Annotated in this window: 18 protein-coding genes and 1 pseudogene; 7 read left to right on the top strand and 12 right to left on the bottom strand. The window is 38.5% G+C overall.

The window, feature by feature from the left end; genetic code table 11:
* The first annotated feature begins 218 nt into the window (after positions 1–218).
* Positions 219–1,028: a M23 family metallopeptidase gene (locus I5515_RS04225; protein WP_199964911.1), complete on the top strand. Its 810-nt coding sequence runs from the start codon at positions 219–221 to the stop codon at positions 1,026–1,028.
* On the opposite strand, the gene I5515_RS04220 is transcribed toward I5515_RS04225, so the two are convergent.
* The 3 genes and pseudogenes from I5515_RS04220 to I5515_RS17490 all read right to left on the bottom strand — a co-directional run.
* Positions 1,025–1,450 (bottom strand): GNAT family N-acetyltransferase, encoded by a 426-nt coding sequence (locus I5515_RS04220; RefSeq protein ID WP_199964910.1) that lies wholly within the window; start codon positions 1,448–1,450, stop codon positions 1,025–1,027. The genes I5515_RS04225 and I5515_RS04220 overlap by 4 nt on opposite strands.
* Positions 1,451–1,542: 92 nt before the next feature.
* The gene (locus I5515_RS04215) at positions 1,543–1,965 is read right to left on the bottom strand and encodes an OsmC family protein (protein WP_004642007.1); all 423 of its coding nucleotides are present in this window, start codon (positions 1,963–1,965) and stop codon (positions 1,543–1,545) included.
* Positions 1,966–2,100: 135 nt separating this feature from the next.
* Positions 2,101–2,169 (bottom strand): annotated as a pseudogene (locus I5515_RS17490) (hypothetical protein); the annotation flags it as partial.
* Between the two features lie 235 nt (positions 2,170–2,404).
* On the opposite strand from I5515_RS17490, the gene crp reads away from it, so the two are divergent.
* Positions 2,405–3,112, top strand: a complete 708-nt coding sequence (gene crp, locus I5515_RS04210) for a cAMP-activated global transcriptional regulator CRP (protein ID WP_004793675.1) — start codon at positions 2,405–2,407, stop codon at positions 3,110–3,112.
* Between the two features lie 158 nt (positions 3,113–3,270).
* Complete coding sequence (locus I5515_RS04205) at positions 3,271–4,320, top strand: NADP(H)-dependent aldo-keto reductase (RefSeq protein WP_199964909.1); 1,050 nt, start codon at positions 3,271–3,273, stop codon at positions 4,318–4,320.
* A gap of 54 nt (positions 4,321–4,374) precedes the next feature.
* On the opposite strand, the gene I5515_RS04200 is transcribed toward I5515_RS04205, so the two are convergent.
* The 6 genes from I5515_RS04200 to I5515_RS04175 form a co-directional block, all read right to left on the bottom strand.
* Complete coding sequence (locus I5515_RS04200; protein WP_199964908.1) at positions 4,375–5,157, bottom strand: M48 family metallopeptidase; 783 nt, start codon at positions 5,155–5,157, stop codon at positions 4,375–4,377.
* 116 nt (positions 5,158–5,273) lie between these two features.
* Complete coding sequence (locus tag I5515_RS04195) at positions 5,274–5,591, bottom strand: hypothetical protein (RefSeq protein WP_199964907.1); 318 nt, start codon at positions 5,589–5,591, stop codon at positions 5,274–5,276.
* A gap of 124 nt (positions 5,592–5,715) precedes the next feature.
* Complete coding sequence (locus I5515_RS04190) at positions 5,716–7,035, bottom strand: adenylosuccinate synthase (RefSeq protein WP_199964906.1); 1,320 nt, start codon at positions 7,033–7,035, stop codon at positions 5,716–5,718.
* A gap of 61 nt (positions 7,036–7,096) precedes the next feature.
* Positions 7,097–8,263 (bottom strand): ATP phosphoribosyltransferase regulatory subunit, encoded by a 1,167-nt coding sequence (locus I5515_RS04185; RefSeq protein ID WP_199964905.1) that lies wholly within the window; start codon positions 8,261–8,263, stop codon positions 7,097–7,099.
* A gap of 189 nt (positions 8,264–8,452) precedes the next feature.
* Positions 8,453–9,538, bottom strand: coding sequence for a hypothetical protein (locus tag I5515_RS04180; protein WP_199964904.1), 1,086 nt, complete (start codon positions 9,536–9,538; stop codon positions 8,453–8,455).
* Between the two features lie 163 nt (positions 9,539–9,701).
* A complete protein-coding gene (locus I5515_RS04175) occupies positions 9,702–10,721 on the bottom strand; it encodes a type I glyceraldehyde-3-phosphate dehydrogenase (protein WP_199964903.1) in 1,020 nt (339 codons plus the stop codon).
* Positions 10,722–10,991: 270 nt separating this feature from the next.
* Between I5515_RS04175 and alaS the strand changes: the two genes are divergently transcribed.
* The 3 genes from alaS (at position 10,992) to csrA (ending at position 15,474) form a co-directional block, all read left to right on the top strand.
* Positions 10,992–13,628, top strand: coding sequence for an alanine--tRNA ligase (alaS, locus tag I5515_RS04170; protein WP_199965507.1), 2,637 nt, complete (start codon positions 10,992–10,994; stop codon positions 13,626–13,628).
* Positions 13,629–13,693: 65 nt separating this feature from the next.
* On the top strand, positions 13,694–14,974 hold the full coding sequence (locus I5515_RS04165) for an aspartate kinase (RefSeq protein ID WP_199964902.1): 1,281 nt from the start codon (positions 13,694–13,696) through the stop codon (positions 14,972–14,974).
* Between the two features lie 245 nt (positions 14,975–15,219).
* Positions 15,220–15,474: a carbon storage regulator CsrA gene (gene csrA, locus I5515_RS04160; protein WP_004793773.1), complete on the top strand. Its 255-nt coding sequence runs from the start codon at positions 15,220–15,222 to the stop codon at positions 15,472–15,474.
* A gap of 67 nt (positions 15,475–15,541) precedes the next feature.
* On the opposite strand, the gene rnhB is transcribed toward csrA, so the two are convergent.
* Positions 15,542–16,108 carry a ribonuclease HII gene (rnhB, locus tag I5515_RS04155; protein WP_199964901.1) on the bottom strand — a complete coding sequence of 189 codons (567 nt, stop codon included), beginning with the start codon at positions 16,106–16,108 and terminating at the stop codon, positions 15,542–15,544.
* Positions 16,109–16,178: 70 nt separating this feature from the next.
* A complete protein-coding gene (locus tag I5515_RS04150) occupies positions 16,179–16,568 on the bottom strand; it encodes a hypothetical protein (RefSeq protein ID WP_199964900.1) in 390 nt (129 codons plus the stop codon).
* 236 nt (positions 16,569–16,804) lie between these two features.
* Here I5515_RS04150 and I5515_RS04145 point away from each other — a divergent pair, with 236 nt between their 5' ends.
* Entirely contained in the window at positions 16,805–17,362 is a 558-nt protein-coding gene (locus I5515_RS04145; protein ID WP_199964899.1) for a cytochrome b, read from the top strand.
* A gap of 44 nt (positions 17,363–17,406) precedes the next feature.
* Here I5515_RS04145 and I5515_RS04140 read toward each other — a convergent pair whose 3' ends face one another.
* The gene (locus tag I5515_RS04140; RefSeq protein WP_199964898.1) at positions 17,407–18,405 is read right to left on the bottom strand and encodes an adenosine deaminase; all 999 of its coding nucleotides are present in this window, start codon (positions 18,403–18,405) and stop codon (positions 17,407–17,409) included.
* Between the last annotated feature and the right edge of the window lie 5 nt (positions 18,406–18,410).

The following is an 18,410-nucleotide window of genomic DNA, read 5'->3' as shown; positions in this document are numbered from 1 at the left end:
TTTCATAATGTTATTAAAATAACAATGAGTAAAACTCGATTATAATATGGGATTGTTTTGTATATATTTCAAGTACAGTTCAGCTACATTTTATTAAAATACTTGAATATTTAGCTTCATGCTTATTCATACTACGCTTTTCACAAACTCTTCATTGAGAATTTATTGATTAAGCTTTAGTTTATCTTGTTAGTTTACTACTCGTTTTGAAATGAAAAATGCACTTTAAACACATTCTATTAACAACAACTTGTCTTTTTACTTCGGCACTGGCAATCGCTCAGCTTCCACAAGACTCAAGAAGACCCGGTGGAATCGCAGTTGTCCCTTTAAACGCTGATATTACGCAAGTCACCTTTCAACAAAAGCCAGTTTTAATTAGTAAGGAAGGTCAGCAGCGTTATGCTGTACTTGGTATTCCGTTAGCTACTCCTCTTGGTAGTGTACAACTTGATACGAACAAAACTCCAATTCAAATAGAAGTTAAGTCCTATCCTTATGCTGAACAACGGATTAAAGTCACTAACCAAGATTATGTGAACCCGAACCAGAGTCAATTAGACCGCTACGCTCAAGAAGCTAAAGAACAAAATGATGTATATAGCTCATTTACACGAAGTTCATGGCAATCCCTACCAGCATTTATACGCCCAACTTCGGGTAAATTTACTAATTCTTTTGGTCGAAAACGTTTCTTTAACGGTGAAGAACGCGCGCCCCACTCAGGTCTAGATATTCCTGCACCTATAGGCCAAAAAGTAGTTGCACCAGCAGATGGTGTCGTTATCCAAACTGGATCTTATTTTTTTAATGGTCAAACTGTATTAATTGATCACGGGCAAGGCTTAATCAGTATGTTCTGCCATTTAAGCGCAATTAAAGTAGAAAAAGGCCAACATATTCGCCAAGGAGAAACTTTAGGTTTAGTAGGCAAAACTGGACGTGTGACAGGCCCTCACCTACATTGGGGCATGAGTCTTAATAATGCTCGGGTAGATCCTCAGCTTTTTCTAAATACAGCTCATTAATTTAAAGCTTTACGAAAATACTTTGGTGCCTCGACATAGCCTTCTCTTAGGTAAAATTGATGTGCCAAAGGTCTCTGCATTCCAGAGTGCAGTTCCATTCGATCACAACCGCGGCGCCTTGCTAACTGTTCGACTTCTTGTACGAGTAAATGCCCTACACCTTTGCTACGCATATTTTCATCAACACACAAATAACATACTTTGGCAAAGTCACCCTGTAAGGCAATTTGTGGAATAAAATAAAGAGATAAAAAACCACAAATTCTACCTCCCTCTTCAGCAACTAAAATTTGTGAATTAGAGTCGTTATTTAATATTTCAAATTTTTCTTGGATAAGAGCGAGTGACTGTGGGTAGCCCATCTGTTTGAGTAAATCACATATTGCTTGGGTATCTTCTAATTTAGCAGAACGAATATTCACTTCCATTCCTCCTCTTATTTTTTAGTTATTTTTGACAATAAAAAAGCCAACTCTCATGTCAGCTTCTTCTTTCTACCTATTAAAAAAGTGCCTTATTCAGCTTCAATAATTTCGAAGTCATGGGTAATTTCAACACCACCATCGGAAAGCATTTTACTCGCTGAACAATATTTTTCGGCAGACAATTCAACTGCTTTTGCAACCTGTTTTTCTTTCACAGCTTTACCCGTTACCACGAAGTGTAAATGGATTTTAGTAAAAACAGCTGGAATTGCGTCAGCACGCTCAGCTTTTAAATTACATACAACATTCGTCACATCTTGACGAGATTTCTTTAAAATGGTCACAATATCAAACGAAGCACAACCACCAAGTCCCATTAATAACAACTCCATAGGACGTGGACCACGGTTTTCACCACCATACTCAGGTGAGCCATCCATGATGACACTATGCCCGCTATCCGATTTCGCTTCAAAAGCAACATTCTCTAGCCAATGTACACTTGTTTGCATTGCAACTACCTAAAAAAAATTATAAATTTAAGCAGGGTCTGTTGACATTTCATCTATGGATTGCGTTAGAGCTAAAAATTAATCCAAATAAGACGCAAAACCCAGACAATGGCAATCCTTTGTCCAGTTTTGTTATATAGTTTGTGAAATTTCAGCCATAATCTGAGTTGCCATTTAAGCAGCGCAGGCATAGCGCGAGACCATGTTATTTTGTACGTTCCGTTGTTAAGATCTATTTATTTAGAATGGCTAAATTTCATAGCTCTTGCTTGGTAACGTCTAAAAGAATTGTCTTATGTCGCAACCATCTGTGAAATGTCAACAGACCCTTGTTTTGTACACTAACATAAAATGAGTTGATAAGGAATTTCATCTCTTCTGTGTAATAGCTCATCTCGGGCTTGTGTGAATTGTTTACCCTATTCGGAACATATTAAGCATGACTTCAAATTTTTCACAACTCAGCACAGATGCTTTATCTCCGGGGCAACTACCTGAATCCGTTAAAGCATTGTTAAAACGTGCTCATATCAACAGATATCCAAAACGAACCACAATTGTTGATGCCGGGACAGAGTCAAAATCTTTATATTTAATTTTAAAAGGCTCAGTTTCAATTATTTTACGTGAAGATGATGAACGTGAAATTGTTGTTGCATATTTGAATCCGGGCGACTTCTTTGGGGAAATGGGGCTTTTCGAACCGAACCCTCAACGTACAGCTGAAGTTCGTACTCGTGATGTTTGTGAAATTGCAGAAATTTCTTATGACAACTTCCACGAACTTAGCAAACAATATCCAGACTTGAGTTATGCTGTTTTTGCACAACTCGTTCGCCGTCTAAAAAATACAACCCGTAAAATGACAGATCTTGCATTTATTGATGTGTCTGGACGTATTGCACGTTGTCTAATCGACCTATCTTCACAACCAGAAGCAATGATTTTGCCAAATGGTCGCCAAATTCGTATTACGCGTCAAGAAATTGGCCGTATTGTGGGATGTTCACGTGAGATGGTTGGGCGTGTACTCAAAACCTTAGAAGATCAAGGTATGATCCAAACTGATGGTAAAGCTATTCTTATTTTTGATGTTTCATTAGAAGAGGCACCAGTTTCTGATGAAGACTACGATGATGAAGAATAATATTTATTAAATTTTTAATAAAAGCAGACTTCGGTTTGCTTTTTTTATATGCAACAATGAGTTAATACACAAAACTTACAAACTATTCTAATTTTATGATTTAAGTTGAATACATATTCTCCGTTAGGCTAACTCAAAATTTCCAAGGATTCCGCTGTATGCAATTTAACCCACTTAGTCGCACAGGCCTTAAGCTTCCAGAAATTTGTTTAGGCACCATGACTTTTGGTGAGCAAAACTCCCAGCAAGAAGCATTTGAACAACTCAATTATGCTTTGGCACACGGTTTATATTTTTGGGATACGGCAGAGATGTATTCTGTTCCGCCAAAACCTGAAACTTATGGTGCAACAGAAACCATTATTGGCAATTGGTTTGCTCAAAATGGTCAACGTGATAAAGTCTTCCTCGCCTCTAAAATTGCCGGACCCGGCTTTGGTGGAACACACATCAGAGAAGGCCACACACGCTTCAACAGCGATCATATTACTAAAGCCCTAGATGGCTCACTGAAACGCCTCCAAACTGACTATATCGATCTTTATCAACTGCATTGGCCTGAACGTCATACCAACTTTTTTGGTACGCTCGCTTATGGTAACCCACAAGCTGAAAATGATTACGACACGACACCTCTAGAAGAAACATTACTGGCTCTACAAGAAGAAATTAATCGTGGACGTATTCGCTATATTGGTTTATCAAATGAAACGCCATGGGGCACCATGAAGTTTTTACATTTAGCAGAAAAGTTAGGTGTAAGTAAGTTCGTCAGCGTTCAAAATCCATATAGTCTACTCAACCGTACCTATGAAATAGGTATGTCTGAAATTGCTAAATATGAAAATGTTGGCTTACTCGCTTACTCTCCTCTTGCTTTTGGATATCTCTCTGGCAAGTTTAGAAATGGCGCTCGTCCCGCGAATGCCCGTGTTACCCTATTTCCACGCTTTAGCCGCTATAGTAACCCTCAAAGCGAGTGGGCAACTGAGCAATATGCACAGCTAGCAGAGAAACATGGACTAAGCTTAACTCAAATGGCATTAGCATTTATCAAACAACAATTCTTTGTGACGAGTACCATTATTGGAGCAACCAACCTAGATCAACTGAAAGAAAATATTCAAGCATTTGAAATTGAATTATCTAGTGAAGTTTTACAAGGTATTGAAGCCATTCACACCCAACAACCTAACCCTGCACCATAAACAAAAAAACGGATGCTTAAGCATCCGTTTTCTTTATCTATAAAAGTTTATATCTTATTTACGGCTATTATAAACTGCCATTGCTGCAGGCAAGTTTTTACGCATATCATTAATACGCTGAGAATTCGATGGGTGAGTCGACAAGAAAGATGAACCGCCAGCACCATCAAACTTGTTCATTTTTTCCCAGAGAGTAATCGCAGCATTTGGGTTATAACCCGCACGTGCCATTAACATTAAACCGCCTTGGTCAGCACGACTCTCTAAGCTACGCGAATAAGGTAGACCCACCCCTACTTGCGAACCCAGTTGTGCAGCTGCCGCTCCTAGTTGATTGACATTACCGCCACCAATCTGGCTTAAGCCAATATTTAATGCTAAATCAGTTAAAGCCTGAGCACCAATTTTACTTTTCGCATGCTCTTCCAAGGCATGCGTCATTTCATGGCCCATAACAGCTGCAATTTCAGCATCAGTCAGGTTCAATTTATTGACGATACCTGTATAGAACACTACCTTGCCACCTGGTGCAACATAAGCGTTAACCGTATCTGATTTCAGTACAGCTAACTGCCAACTAAATGGCTGCCCTGTCTGATTTACTTGGTCCGCATAAGGTCTTAAACGGTTAAAAACAGCATTAATACGGCTATAGGTACTTGAGCTTGTATCTAAAGTCCCTTTACCGCGCGCTTCCTGCACCATTTTAGTAAAGCCTTGTGCAGATTGAGCATTCAATGTTGCTGTATCTGCACCTGCCATGTCCGCCATCGTTGCGCAACCAGAAATTGTTACGACGCCCGCAGCGCACAAGCTTAAAAAGAGTTTTTTATTCATCAACATGAATCACCTAAATCGTTAAAAAGCTGTTTATTCTTTTGAACTTATTATAAGAAATACCAACCAAGCTTTGAATCATTCATTTCTCTATGATCATAGTATTTATGTAACGATCAAGTAGATAAAGTCATCAAATAAATCCAGAATATTAAACATATTATATTTAAGCCAAGATAGATATAACTTAAAGGCTTAACTTTCGCTTCAAGGTGAGGACTTTCCCTTTTCCATAATAAATAGCTGTTTTGTATAAAAACAACTGGAATTAAGACACAAGCAATCAGCACAGAAAGACTCATGAATGCTGTCATAAAGAAGTCAGGATTATAATTTTGGCCATAAATGACCAACATAGCTAATGTAGGTGAACCGCCTATAGCAAACAAAAAAGAATAAAAAATAGTTTTTGAAATCGTTGGTTGTAGCTTCATCCTGAGCCCATCATTCCTGATCTATATATAACGTTTTAATCCGAATCGAATAAAACCAAAACTGCACTTTAGTCGGGTATAAAAAAGCCCCCTTTCTTCAGGAGGCTTTTTTCATCTTTGCAAATTAAGCAGAGAATGGATGACGTAAAACAATTGTTTCTGCACGGTCTGGACCAGTTGAAACAATATCAATCGGACATTCAATTAATTGCTCAATACGCTTCACATAAGCCAAAGCATTTGCTGGTAATTGATCAATACTGGTTAAACCAACAGTCGACTCGCTCCAACCTGGCATAGTTTCATAGATTGGTTTCAAGCATTCAAAAGAAACCGCATCAGAAGAACCTACACAACCTGAATCTGTATTTTCATAACCCACACAGATTTTCACTTCTTCTAAACCATCTAAAACGTCTAGTTTAGTTAAGCAAATACCAGAAAGTGAGTTTACATCTACAGAACGGCGAAGGATTTCAGCATCAAACCAACCACAACGACGTTGACGACCAGTAGAAGCACCAAACTCATGGCCTACTGTACCAAGGTGTTTACCCACTGGATCACCAGCATCAGCTGCTGCATCGTAAACCAATTCAGTTGGGAATGGGCCAGCACCTACACGTGTTGTATAAGCCTTAGTAATACCTAATACATAATCAAGATGTAAAGGTCCCATACCTGAACCAGAGCTTACGCCACCAGCAGTTGTATTTGAACTTGTAACATATGGATAAGTACCGTGGTCAATATCTAGAAGTGAGCCTTGAGCTCCTTCAAACATTACAGCCTTACCTTCTTTGCGATAGTCATGCAACACTTTAGTCACATCAACTATTAATGGAGCAAGAACTTCACGCCATTGGTTGCAAAGAGCCAATACATCTTCAAATTTAACTGCTTCTACACCGTAGAACTGAGTTAACTGGAAGTTATGTAACTCAAGCATTTCTTGCAGTTTTTCTTCTAATGCTGCACCACCACGAACAAGGTCAGCAACACGCACTGCACGGCGAGCTACTTTATCTTCGTAAGCAGGACCAATACCACGACCTGTAGTACCGATTTTAGCGTTACCACGTTTCTTCTCACGTGCCTGATCAAGTGCAATGTGGTTAGGCAAAATAAGTGGACAGTTTGGAGAAATACGTAAGCGTTCCTTAACTGGAACACCCTCAGCTTCCAAAATTCCCATTTCTTCAATTAATGCTGCTGGTGAAAGCACCACGCCATTACCAATTAAGCACAATACGTTTTCACGTAAAATGCCTGATGGAATGAGGTGCAATACAGTCTTTTTACCACCTACGACAAGAGTATGACCTGCGTTATGTCCGCCTTGATAACGTACTACCGCAGCCGCCTGATCTGTGAGCAGGTCGACGATTTTACCTTTACCTTCGTCGCCCCATTGGGTACCAAGTACCACAACATTCTTGCCCATAATAGCCTCATTACATCATGCTGTTAAAATTGGAAACCATCAGTAAAATTACCGTTGGCGTTTAAATCTTTTCAATATTCCATTGTCCGTTTTGCGACACAAGTTGATGTGTGGCATAAGGAATAGAAGTTAAATCATCATTACCTAGCAATTGCACCACACGTACACCTTGGGTACGCGCACTTGAAATTGCTTGGAGTAAATCTTGCTCTGTGCCTTTTGGAGCAACCACAGTTTCTATTTCAGCGAACTGATTTGCACCTAAAGCATATAAATCACAACTAAAGCCAGTAGCAGGACGTGCGCGACCAAAATGCTCACCAATCCCGTCATAACGACCACCCTGTGCTAAAGGTGCAGCACGGTTCGGTCCATATACTGCATACATTAAACCAGTGTGATAGTGATAACTACGTAACTCTACAACATCAATTCCGACATTCAGATTTGGCCAAAGGTCTTTAATTTGTGTAAGAGTAGTTTTAAGCGCATCTAATGCTGACTTAAACTCAGTGTCTTGTAAGATATTTGCACTTAAATTTGCTTGTAATGCTTCTAAGTCACTTGAATAACGTCCAAGCGCGTAAAAGTCTGAACCCATATTTAAGTTTTGAGTAAATTCAGCTAATTCAGGTAATGCTTTTCTTTGATAAAGATCAGATAGCTCATGCTCTTCATTTTTAGAAAGCCCAGCATATTTAACCAAACTACGAAACAGACCTACATGCCCTAAGTCCAAATGTGCACCTTGTAATGTATAGGCATTTTCAATGAGCCCTAGCATTACATCAACCATTTCGACGTCAGCTTCAATGCTATCGTGTCCATATAACTCTGCACCTAATTGCAAAGGTGCACGCGTAGCATTAAAATTTTGTGGTTTTGTATGTAGTACAGTGCCTGCATAACAGTAACGAGCAACGCCTTCAACTGGTCTTACATGTGCATCAATACGTGCAACTTGAGGCGTCATGTCAGCACGGATACCGAGTAAACGGCCCGAAAGCTGGTCAATTACCTTAAAAGTTACTAAATCCAGGTCTTGATTTGATTCTGATAATGAAGACAACGATTCGATGTATTCGATAAATGGTGTATATACCAGCTGATAACCTCGTACTGCGAGGAAATCTAAAGCTTCACGGCGAAGTTTTTCAATGACTTGCGCCTGTTCCGGCAATACATCTGCTACCCCGTCAGGCAGCAACCATGTCTCTGAAATGGTCATATTTCAAGCCTAAAATCTGATCAACGTGGAACGACCCCACATAAAAAAATCGGGAACACACCCGATTTCTCTTAGTGTAGCATGATACTTTGTGCCATGCACCTGACAATTTGCATAAATCTTCCTTAATAAACTCCGAAGTCAAAAGGAAGATTTTATAAATTAACAATAATATTCAAACTGTTATTACTATTCACTTGAGTTATCAGTAAAAGTTCTTCGACCAAAGAAAGGGCCAATATCTGAACTATCACCTTGTTTCCAGTTAACTAGATTTAATCTCTGAATAGCTTGAGCTGCTTGAGTATTAAAAGCAAAGCAACCTTTTTCAAGATTTGCAATTTTTAACTTCTGTCTGAAAGCGATTAATGACTGCACATTATTAAGTGGGTTATCATCGGTAGAATAAAGGTGAGACTTGTCATAAGCTAACTCTCTATCAGCATCCCACGAACTACTTGAGACAAAATTAATAAAAAAAGCAGACTGGTTATTATTATCTCCCAGTGCGCTTTGAATATCACCAGTTTCTAAGTTTTCTAAAGCAACCAAGTTATAGCCATACCATTGCGAGCTTATAAGTCTAAAATACTTTTTATCTTGACCTAAGTTATTATATCTTCCGATAATTGCCTGCTTTTTCTCACTAAATAAAGGGTTTGAACTAAAACTAGATATATCTGAAATATAAGATTGGCTCCATTGAGTCTCTTTTAAGCGATAACAATAACTATTTTTTGGAAACGTAACATTCTTATAGTTTTGGTAGAATTCAATTAAATTTTTATCAAGTTGATTATGAAGACTTGTTTCTAAATTTTTATTTTCCTTATAGCCTGGTAATACACGGTCAAAGATATTTTCACCATCTAACTTCACAATTTCAAAATTTAAAGTTTTTTTCAATTCAGGAGTTAGTTCATAAGTCCAACTGCTAGATGTTAATCTTTTTACAATATTTGTTTGTAACGTCCCTTTATTTAAAATTTTCTTTTCAGTTAAAAGTTCAGTTTCTAACGGCTGGTTATGTGACTTTGCAAAGAAGATTTCATTATTTTTAATTGGATATTGAGTAATTTCAAAAAAATCACTATAGACACCTGAAGAAATATTCGAAGGCTGATAATAAACTTGGTAAATTTTGTCTTCTTTTTCTAAATTACTTTCAGCTTGATCATTGGTATTTTGATCTGAGCCTTCACCACCACAAGCAGTTAAAATAATAGTAGATGTAAAAATTAAAAAACCACTTATTTTTTTTGAATAAAATTTCATACGAACTCTATAATTAAAATTTTAATGTTTGCGAATCATACAAATAGCGACAATTTTGCACAACACAAATATTTAGAATTTTAAATTATTTTTAACTGTTCATATTTAAAATTAATAATTTAAGGGTATTAATTTAATACCCTTAAATTATTTAAATTCATTTTTAGAAAGAATCACACAAATCTAATAATCGATTTGCATATCCCCATTCATTATCATACCAAGCAAATACTTTAGCTTGATGCCCGACAACCATAGTCTGAGTTAAATCAACAATGAGTGAATAAGGAGAATGGTTAAAATCACTTGACACTAATGGCTCGTCTGTAACTGCCATAATTTCTGCATAATCGGTTTTAGCTGCTTTAATGAGCAACTCATTAATATGATGAACAGTAATTGGCGATTGAGCGATAAACGTTAAATCAATTGCTGCCACATTAATCGTCGGTACTCGAATTGAATAACCATCGATACGATCTTCCATTTTAGGCATAACACGTTTTAATGCACCCAGTGCACTAGAGGTAGTGGGAATAATATTCTGTCCCGATGCTCTTGCACGACGTAAATCACGATGTGCATGATCAAGTACAGATTGGTCTGCCGTTACTGCATGAATTTCGGTCATAAGCGCAGTTTCAATACCAAAAGCATCATCAATGATTTTTACCAATGGAACTAAAGCCTGCGTAGTACATGAAACGCTTGATATGATCTGATCTGTTACTTTAACTTCATTATGATTCACACCATAAACAATGGCTGCATCGACATGGTCAAAAGGTGCTGCACCAATAATGACCCGCTGCGCCCCTGCTTGTATATGTCGTGTTGCATCAGCATGAGAACGGAACAATCCAGTACACTCAAGCACCACATCAACGTGCAAGTTTGACCATGGCAACAGTTCGGGTTGTTTCTGCTTTAAAACTTCAACTTTCAGAGCTCTTTGATTTGACTGAATGTTCAAAAAAACTTTTTCATTTTCAATAAATATTTCCACATTCCCATTAAAACGGCCATGCGTGGAATCATATTTAAATAAATGCACCAATGTTTGCACATCTGCTATATCGTTAATCGCCACGATTTCAAAATGAAATTGTTTTGGGCTTTCGAACCACGCACGTAAAACATTACGTCCAATCCGACCAAACCCATTAATGGCGATACGTTGCATGACTTATCCTTATCAACAAAACTAGAGGCTAAAGAAGGCATATAGTAAAGCACGTGGCGACCAATTGAATATAGATTTTTAGCCAAATCACAGTTTTGTAAGATATTCCTTTTAAAATCGTTGGTTCGGTGGGGTTTTTCCGCTACAATTTAGCGTTTTTAAAAAATAAGCCCCGTATCACATGCTAAGGTTTGGCATAAAACAAACAGGCATTGATACTTTTAGCCAAATTCGAAAATATGGAGTGACTTGGTTGTGAGTACTCGTTTAATGACATCTGCTGAAATTCGTGAAGCATTTTTGCGCTACTTTGAAACGCAAGGGCATACACGTGTCGCGTCGAGTTCTCTTGTTCCTGCCAACGACCCAACTTTATTATTTACAAATGCTGGGATGAACCAGTTTAAAGACTGCTTTTTAGGTCTTGAGAAACGTGACTATGTACGCGCAACCACTTCACAAAAATGTGTACGTGCGGGTGGTAAACATAATGACTTAGACAATGTCGGCTACACTGCACGTCACCACACATTCTTTGAAATGTTGGGTAATTTCTCATTTGGTGATTATTTCAAACGTGATGCACTTAAATTCGCGTGGGAATTTTTAACAAGCGAACAATGGCTTGCTTTACCAAAAGATAAACTTTATGTCACGGTTTACCATACCGATGACGAAGCTTACGACATCTGGAACAAAGAAATCGGCTTAGCAGCAGAACGTATTATTCGCATTGGTGACAATAAAGGCGAAAAATACGCATCTGATAACTTCTGGGCAATGGGCGATACTGGTCCATGTGGTCCATGTTCTGAGATTTTCTTTGACCATGGTGATCACATCTGGGGTGGTTTACCAGGCTCTCCAGAAGAGGATGGCGACCGTTTCATTGAAATCTGGAATAACGTTTTCATGCAGTTTAATCGTACTGCTGATGGCGTGCTTCACCCACTCCCTGCTCCATCTGTTGATACAGGTATGGGCTTAGAACGTATTTCTGCTGTATTGCAACATGTCAACTCAAACTATGACATTGACTTGTTCCAACACTTATTAAAAGCTGCTGCAAATATTATTGGTATTGAAGACGAAGGTCAGCCTTCTTTACGCGTTGTTGCAGACCATGCTCGCTCTTGCTGTTTCTTGATTGCTGACGGTGTAAACCCAAGCAATGAAGGCCGTGGCTATGTACTTCGCCGTATTATCCGTCGTGCTGTTCGTCACGGTAACAAGCTTGGTGCAACTGGTACGTTCTTCTACAAAATGTTGCAACCTTTAATCGAAGTTATGGCTGATGCTTATCCAGAACTTGTGGCGCGCAAAGACGTAATTGAAGCGACTTTAGTTCGTGAAGAAGAACAATTTGCTAAAACACTTGAGCAAGGTTTAAAACTACTCGAAGGTGAACTTGCCCAATTAAAAGATAAAACTATTCCTGGTGCGACTGTATTTAAGCTTTACGACACTTATGGCTTCCCAACAGATTTAACTGCTGATATTGCACGCGAACGTGACTTTATTATTGATGAAGCCGGCTTTGAAGTGGAAATGGCTGCACAGCGTCAACGTGCGCGTGATGCTGGTAAGTTCGCAGTTGACTACAACAATATTGTAAAAGTTGAAGGTGAAACCCAATTTGATGGTTACATCAACACAACGGGTCAAGGCCAAATTGTAGCGATCTACAAAGATGGCGTACAAGTTGATGAAGTTTCTGAAGGTGATGAAGCACTTATCGTTTTAAACCAAACTCCTTTCTATGCAGAAAGTGGAGGTCAGATTGGCGATACAGGTATCTTCAAAAATGAAACTGGTATTTTTGAAGTTCAAGATACGAAAAAGTCAGGCGGTGCCTTTGTTCATCAAGGTATTGTGACTGTTGGTAGTCTTAAAGCCGATCAAAATGTTGAAGCAATTGTTAAAGCGGATATCCGTGATGCAACAGCTCGTAACCACTCGGCAACTCACCTATTACATGCTGCCCTACGTCAAATTCTAGGATCACACGTACAACAAAAAGGTTCTTTAGTTGCCAGTGATATCTTACGTTTTGACTTTGCGAATGATCAACCAGTAACTTTTGAACAATTACAACAGGTTGAGCGTTTGGTAAATGCAGAAATTATTGCAAATACTGCTGTAACAACTGAACTACTTGACATCGAAGCTGCAAAAGCAAAAGGTGCCATGATGTTGTTCGGTGAAAAGTATGGCAACGAGGTTCGTGTTCTCGCTATGGGTTCAGTAATTGATGAGAAAAACTTCTCGATTGAACTTTGTGGTGGTATTCACGTTAAGCGTACAGGTGATATTGGTTTATTTAAAATCACTTCTGAAGGTGGTGTAGCTGCTGGTGTACGCCGTATTGAAGCAGTTACAGGCACTAAAGCTTTAGATGTAGTACAAAAAACTGATTCAGATATCCAGCACATTAATAGTTTATTAAAAGCACAGAAAGACCAAACTGTTGAGCGTGTACAAGCCAATGTAGAGCTTGTTTCTACATTACAAAAGCAAATTGAACAGCTTAATCAGAAATTGGCAAACTTCCAAGCGTCAGAATTGATTGATCAGGTACAAACGATTTCTGGTCGTCAAACGCTTATTACCACTGTTCAAGGTGTAGATGCGAAATCCCTTCGCAACTTACATGACAGTGTTAAATCGAAATTAGAGAATGCAGTTATTGTGTTAGCTGGTGTAGAGGGTGACAAAGTTAGCTTACTTGCATCAGTCGCATCACAATACACTGCAAATCTAAAAGCAGGTGACATCATCAAACATTTAGCTACAGAGCTAGGTGGTAAAGGTGGTGGTAAACCTGACTTAGCACAAGGTGGCGCGCCACTTAACGAGAAGTTTGGACAAGTTATTGCTGCATTACCTGCATGGCTTGAACAAAAATAAGACTTCACTTTTTGTGTAACTGACCCTGAAAAGCCTCTCAGGGTCATGGCTTATATGGAACAACTATGGCATTAATCGTTCAAAAATATGGCGGTACTTCTATGGGTACCCCCGAGCGCATTTTAAATGTTGCTCGTCGTGTGAAGCGTTGGCATGATCACGGTCACAAGGTTGTTGTGGTCGTATCTGCAATGAGTGGTGAAACAAACCGCTTACTAGCTCTCGCTAAAGCCATTACCGAAACACCTGACCCACGCGAGTTAGACCAAATGGTTTCAACTGGTGAACAGGTGACGATTTCCATGTTAGCTATGGCACTTAATTCGATTGGTGTGGAAGCTAAATCCTATACCGGACGTCAAGTCGGTATTAAAACTGACAGTGCATTTACCAAGGCGCGTATTGAGTCTATTGATACAGATGTCATGACCAATGACCTAGATGCAGGCCGTGTTATTGTCGTTGCGGGTTTCCAAGGCTTTGATGCTAATGGAAATATCACAACTTTAGGCCGTGGCGGTTCAGATACCTCTGGTGTTGCTCTTGCTGCTGCTCTAAAAGCAGATGAATGCCAAATTTATACTGATGTAGATGGCGTTTACACCACAGACCCTCGTGTTGCTCCTAAAGCTAAAAAAATTGATCGTATTTCTTTTGAAGAAATGCTAGAAATGGCTTCATTAGGTTCAAAAGTTTTACAAATTCGCTCAGTAGAATTTGCCGGAAAATATCAAGTTCCTTTGCGTGTATTATCAAGTTTTGATAATGATAACGACGGCGTGTTTGACGACGAATTTAAAGAAAATGTAGGTACACTCATTACTACTGAGGCGGAAGAGACTATGGAACAGCCAATTATTGCAGGTATTGCTTTTAACCGTGACGAAGCAAAATTAACGATCTTAGGTGTGCCTGATGAACCAGGTATTGCTTCTAAAATCTTATCACCAGTAAGTGATGCCAATATCGAAGTCGATATGATAGTGCAAAATGTTGAAGAAGACGGCACAACAGATTTCACTTTTACTGTAAACCGTGTTGATTTAGCTAAAGCTGAAAAAATCTTAAACGAAACTGCTAAAAATATTGGCGCACGTGAAGTTTCAACACGTGATGACATCGTTAAAGTGTCTATCGTGGGTGTAGGTATGCGTTCACATGCAGGTGTAGCGAGCAGAATGTTCACTGCCCTTGCGGATGAAGGCATCAATATTCTTATGATTTCAACATCTGAAATTAAAGTTTCTGTTATTATTGACGAGAAATATCTTGAACTTGCTGTTCGTTGTCTACATACCGCTTTTGGTTTAGATCGTGAACATGGTGAAAGCAGCGCCCGCGCTTAATTTTACCAAACGGTCAAAAAAGCATTAAAAAATGTTTACTTGTCCGACAATAATCAAAGAAAACACAGAGCCGCTATAGTTTTTTTTATAGCGGCTCTGTTATATTAAACGGAAAGTTTTTTGGCAGTGATTATCAAAATATGACTTTGTTCTCATATTTCTGTTAGAATCTGACTGAAAACTGAGGTTGAGCTTTTATTTGGGTACCAATATTGCAGTTTTAAGCGTTTAGCAAGGAGATAAACATGCTGATTCTGACCCGCCGTGTCGGGGAAACATTAATGATTGGGGATCAAGTCAGTGTTACTGTGCTTGGCGTCAAAGGAAACCAGGTTCGTATTGGTGTGAATGCACCAAAAGAGGTTTCTGTTCATCGAGAAGAAATTTATCAACGTATTCAACATGAACGTGCAATGCATGAACACCTTCAGCACCTTGATCAAGATTATCAAGTTTCTTTTGAAGACGATAATTATGCACAGAAAAACTTCAATCGTTAATATGAAGTTATTCTCTCCCTAATTAAAGCGACTTTATAGTCGCTTTAAATTTTTTTGATTACTCTATTTATAAACCTAGAGCACGTTTTACAGGTGCGTAGCTTCTACGATGTTGATCAATTACACCATGTACAGCAATTGCTTCAAAATGCGCTTTGGTTGGATATCCCTTATGTTTGGCAAAACCAAATAATGGATATTGTTGATCTAATTCCACCATTTGTTGGTCACGCGTGACTTTCGCTAAGATACTAGCAGCACTGATTTCAGCATGAGTTGCATCTCCCCCTACAATAGCTTCGCAAGGAATAATGATTCCTTTTGGAATTTGATTACCATCGACAATCACTTTTTGAGGCTGAGTTTTTAAGCCCTCAACTGCGCGACGCATTGCCAAAAATGTCGCTTGTAAAATATTTAATTCGTCGATTTCACTATGTGTTGCTTCAGCAATTGACCATGCTAAGGCTTTTTCTTGTATTTCAATAAACAACTTTTCACGTTTCTTTTCAGTTAATTTTTTAGAATCATTTAATCCTAAAATTGGATTATTTGGATCTAAAATAACAGCCGCTGCAACAACTGAACCTACTAAAGGCCCTCGCCCCGCCTCATCCACACCAGCAATAAACATTGACTCTCCACCTTTAAAAAAAAGAGGCTGATCAATACTAATCAGCCTTCTTTAATACAAAAATCATTAATTACTTTTGTAAAGCTTCTGCTACGCACGCATTTACAGTATTAGAAACCACTTGATTTACAATTGTAGCACGCGCATTTACATCAAATGCAGCCGCAGCCAACTCAACCGCAGTAACACTGTTTGGCGCCTTTTCGCTCACACAACCACAAACATTAGTTTGAATGCTGTCACGTTGCTCAGCAGTCATAAGCTTTGTTGCTGTTTTCCAAGCCGAAACATTATTAATTTCTGTAATACATTTCGCATTTACAGCAACTTTTAATGCCGCAACACCCAACTGTTGAGTTGTAGTTTGTGCAGAATTAGCCCCTGTACCCATACCTGTAGTCGTTGCACACGCTGTTAAAGCTAAAACAACTGGTGCTAGAGCAAGCATCAATTTTTTCATCATTTTTTCCTTTGATTGAATCTTGGCAGCGCGTATTGTGCCTAAACTCGACTTTAGAAGAAACAAATAATTTGATGCATTTATGCAATCTATTTTTATAACAAAATCCATTTCACCAGAACTGTTTTTATTTAATACGTTCTGTTTTTAGCACGCTCCGTTACATTTAAAACATTTCTCAAAATCAGCGCTTTGCCCTAAAATTAGAAGTCAAAACGACAAAAAAAGAGTCTTTTATGCCTGCTGCTTCCTCTTCGTATTACACCCGTACCGCACAAATCCTGCATTGGGTGATGGCCATCATTTTCATCGCAGCATGGGCGATTGGCTTCTATAGTGGAAATTTTTTAAGTTATGATGTTAATGGCAGCTTTAAAGGCGATGTCATTACTCTGCACAAAAATATTGCTACAACTATTATCTTTCTAGTAATAATCCGTCTTTTATGGCGCTATACACATCCAGCTCCAAAACTACCAGATTCAATGTCCCCAACCATGAAAACACTAGCACATGTTGGACATCTATTCCTGTATGTGATTTTGGTTGCATTACCTGTGACTGGTTGTTTATTTAGCTGGAGTGCTGGCCACGCTGCACCTGTTTTATATTTATTTGAAATTCCGCGTTTAGTGCAAGATAACCCAGAGCTTTTGGCTATTGTTAAACCGCTCCATATCTATATTTCTTGGTTTGCAGGTTTACTCATTGTCGGGCATGTACTTGCAGCTTTAAAACATCACTTTATTGATAAAGACAATATTTTAAATAGTATGACCAAACAACCCAAATAAACTATATGTATAAAAAAACCGCCTATATCAGGCGGTTTTTTTATTTAGATTTTCTGGATTTCTGCAATCCACTTTTGTTTCTCTTCATTTGGAATAAAAGAAGCTTCAAAAGAGTTGATCGCGAGTTGCTTTAACTCATCATTTGTTAAATTTAAAGCTTGCTGAATTGCAAAGAAGTTATCATTCATATATCCACCAAAATATGATGGATCATCTGAGTTAACAGTCACATGTACGCCTTTTTGTAGTAAACGACGGATATTGTGTTCTTTCATATCCTTTACTACACAAAGCTTCAAGTTACTTAAAGGACAAACAGTTAATGGCATTTTTTCGTTAATTAAACGCGCCATTAATTGTTCATCTTCTTCAGAACGAACACCATGGTCAATACGGTTCACACGAAGTAAATCTAAAGCTTCCCATATATATTCCGGCGGACCTTCTTCCCCAGCATGCGCAACGATCAAGAAACCTTCTTCGCGCGCTTTAGCAAAAACACGTTCAAACTTCGCTGGTGGATGGCCTACTTCACTCGAATCAAGCCCTACTGCAATGATGTCATCTTTAAATGGTAAAGCCTGCTCAAGCGTTTCAAATGCAGCTTCTTCGCTTAAATGGCGCAAGAAACACATAATAAGTTGAGAACTAATACCCAATTTAGTTTTCGCATCGCCACACGCACGTTTTAGACCATTAATAACCGTTGCAAAAGCAATTCCACGGTCAGTATGAGTTTGCGGGTCGAAGAATATTTCTGTATGAACCACACGATCTTCTGCACACTTTTCAAAATATGCCCATGCCAAGTCATAAAAGTCTTGCTCATGTACAAGAACATTTGCGCCAGCATAGTAAATATCTAAAAAAGATTGAAGATTGTGAAAGTTATAAGCTTGCTTTACTTCTTCAACAGATTTGTAAGGAATCTGAATCTGATTACGCTGTGCAATTGCAAACATTAATTCAGGTTCAAATGTTCCTTCAATATGTACATGCAATTCGGCTTTTGGCAAAACCTTAATCAGCTCGACTTGATTCATATTAA

The organism is Acinetobacter calcoaceticus (genome assembly GCF_016508255.1).
Taxonomy (GTDB): domain Bacteria; phylum Pseudomonadota; class Gammaproteobacteria; order Pseudomonadales; family Moraxellaceae; genus Acinetobacter; species Acinetobacter calcoaceticus_E.
This window is presented reverse-complemented; position numbering and strand designations above follow the sequence as displayed.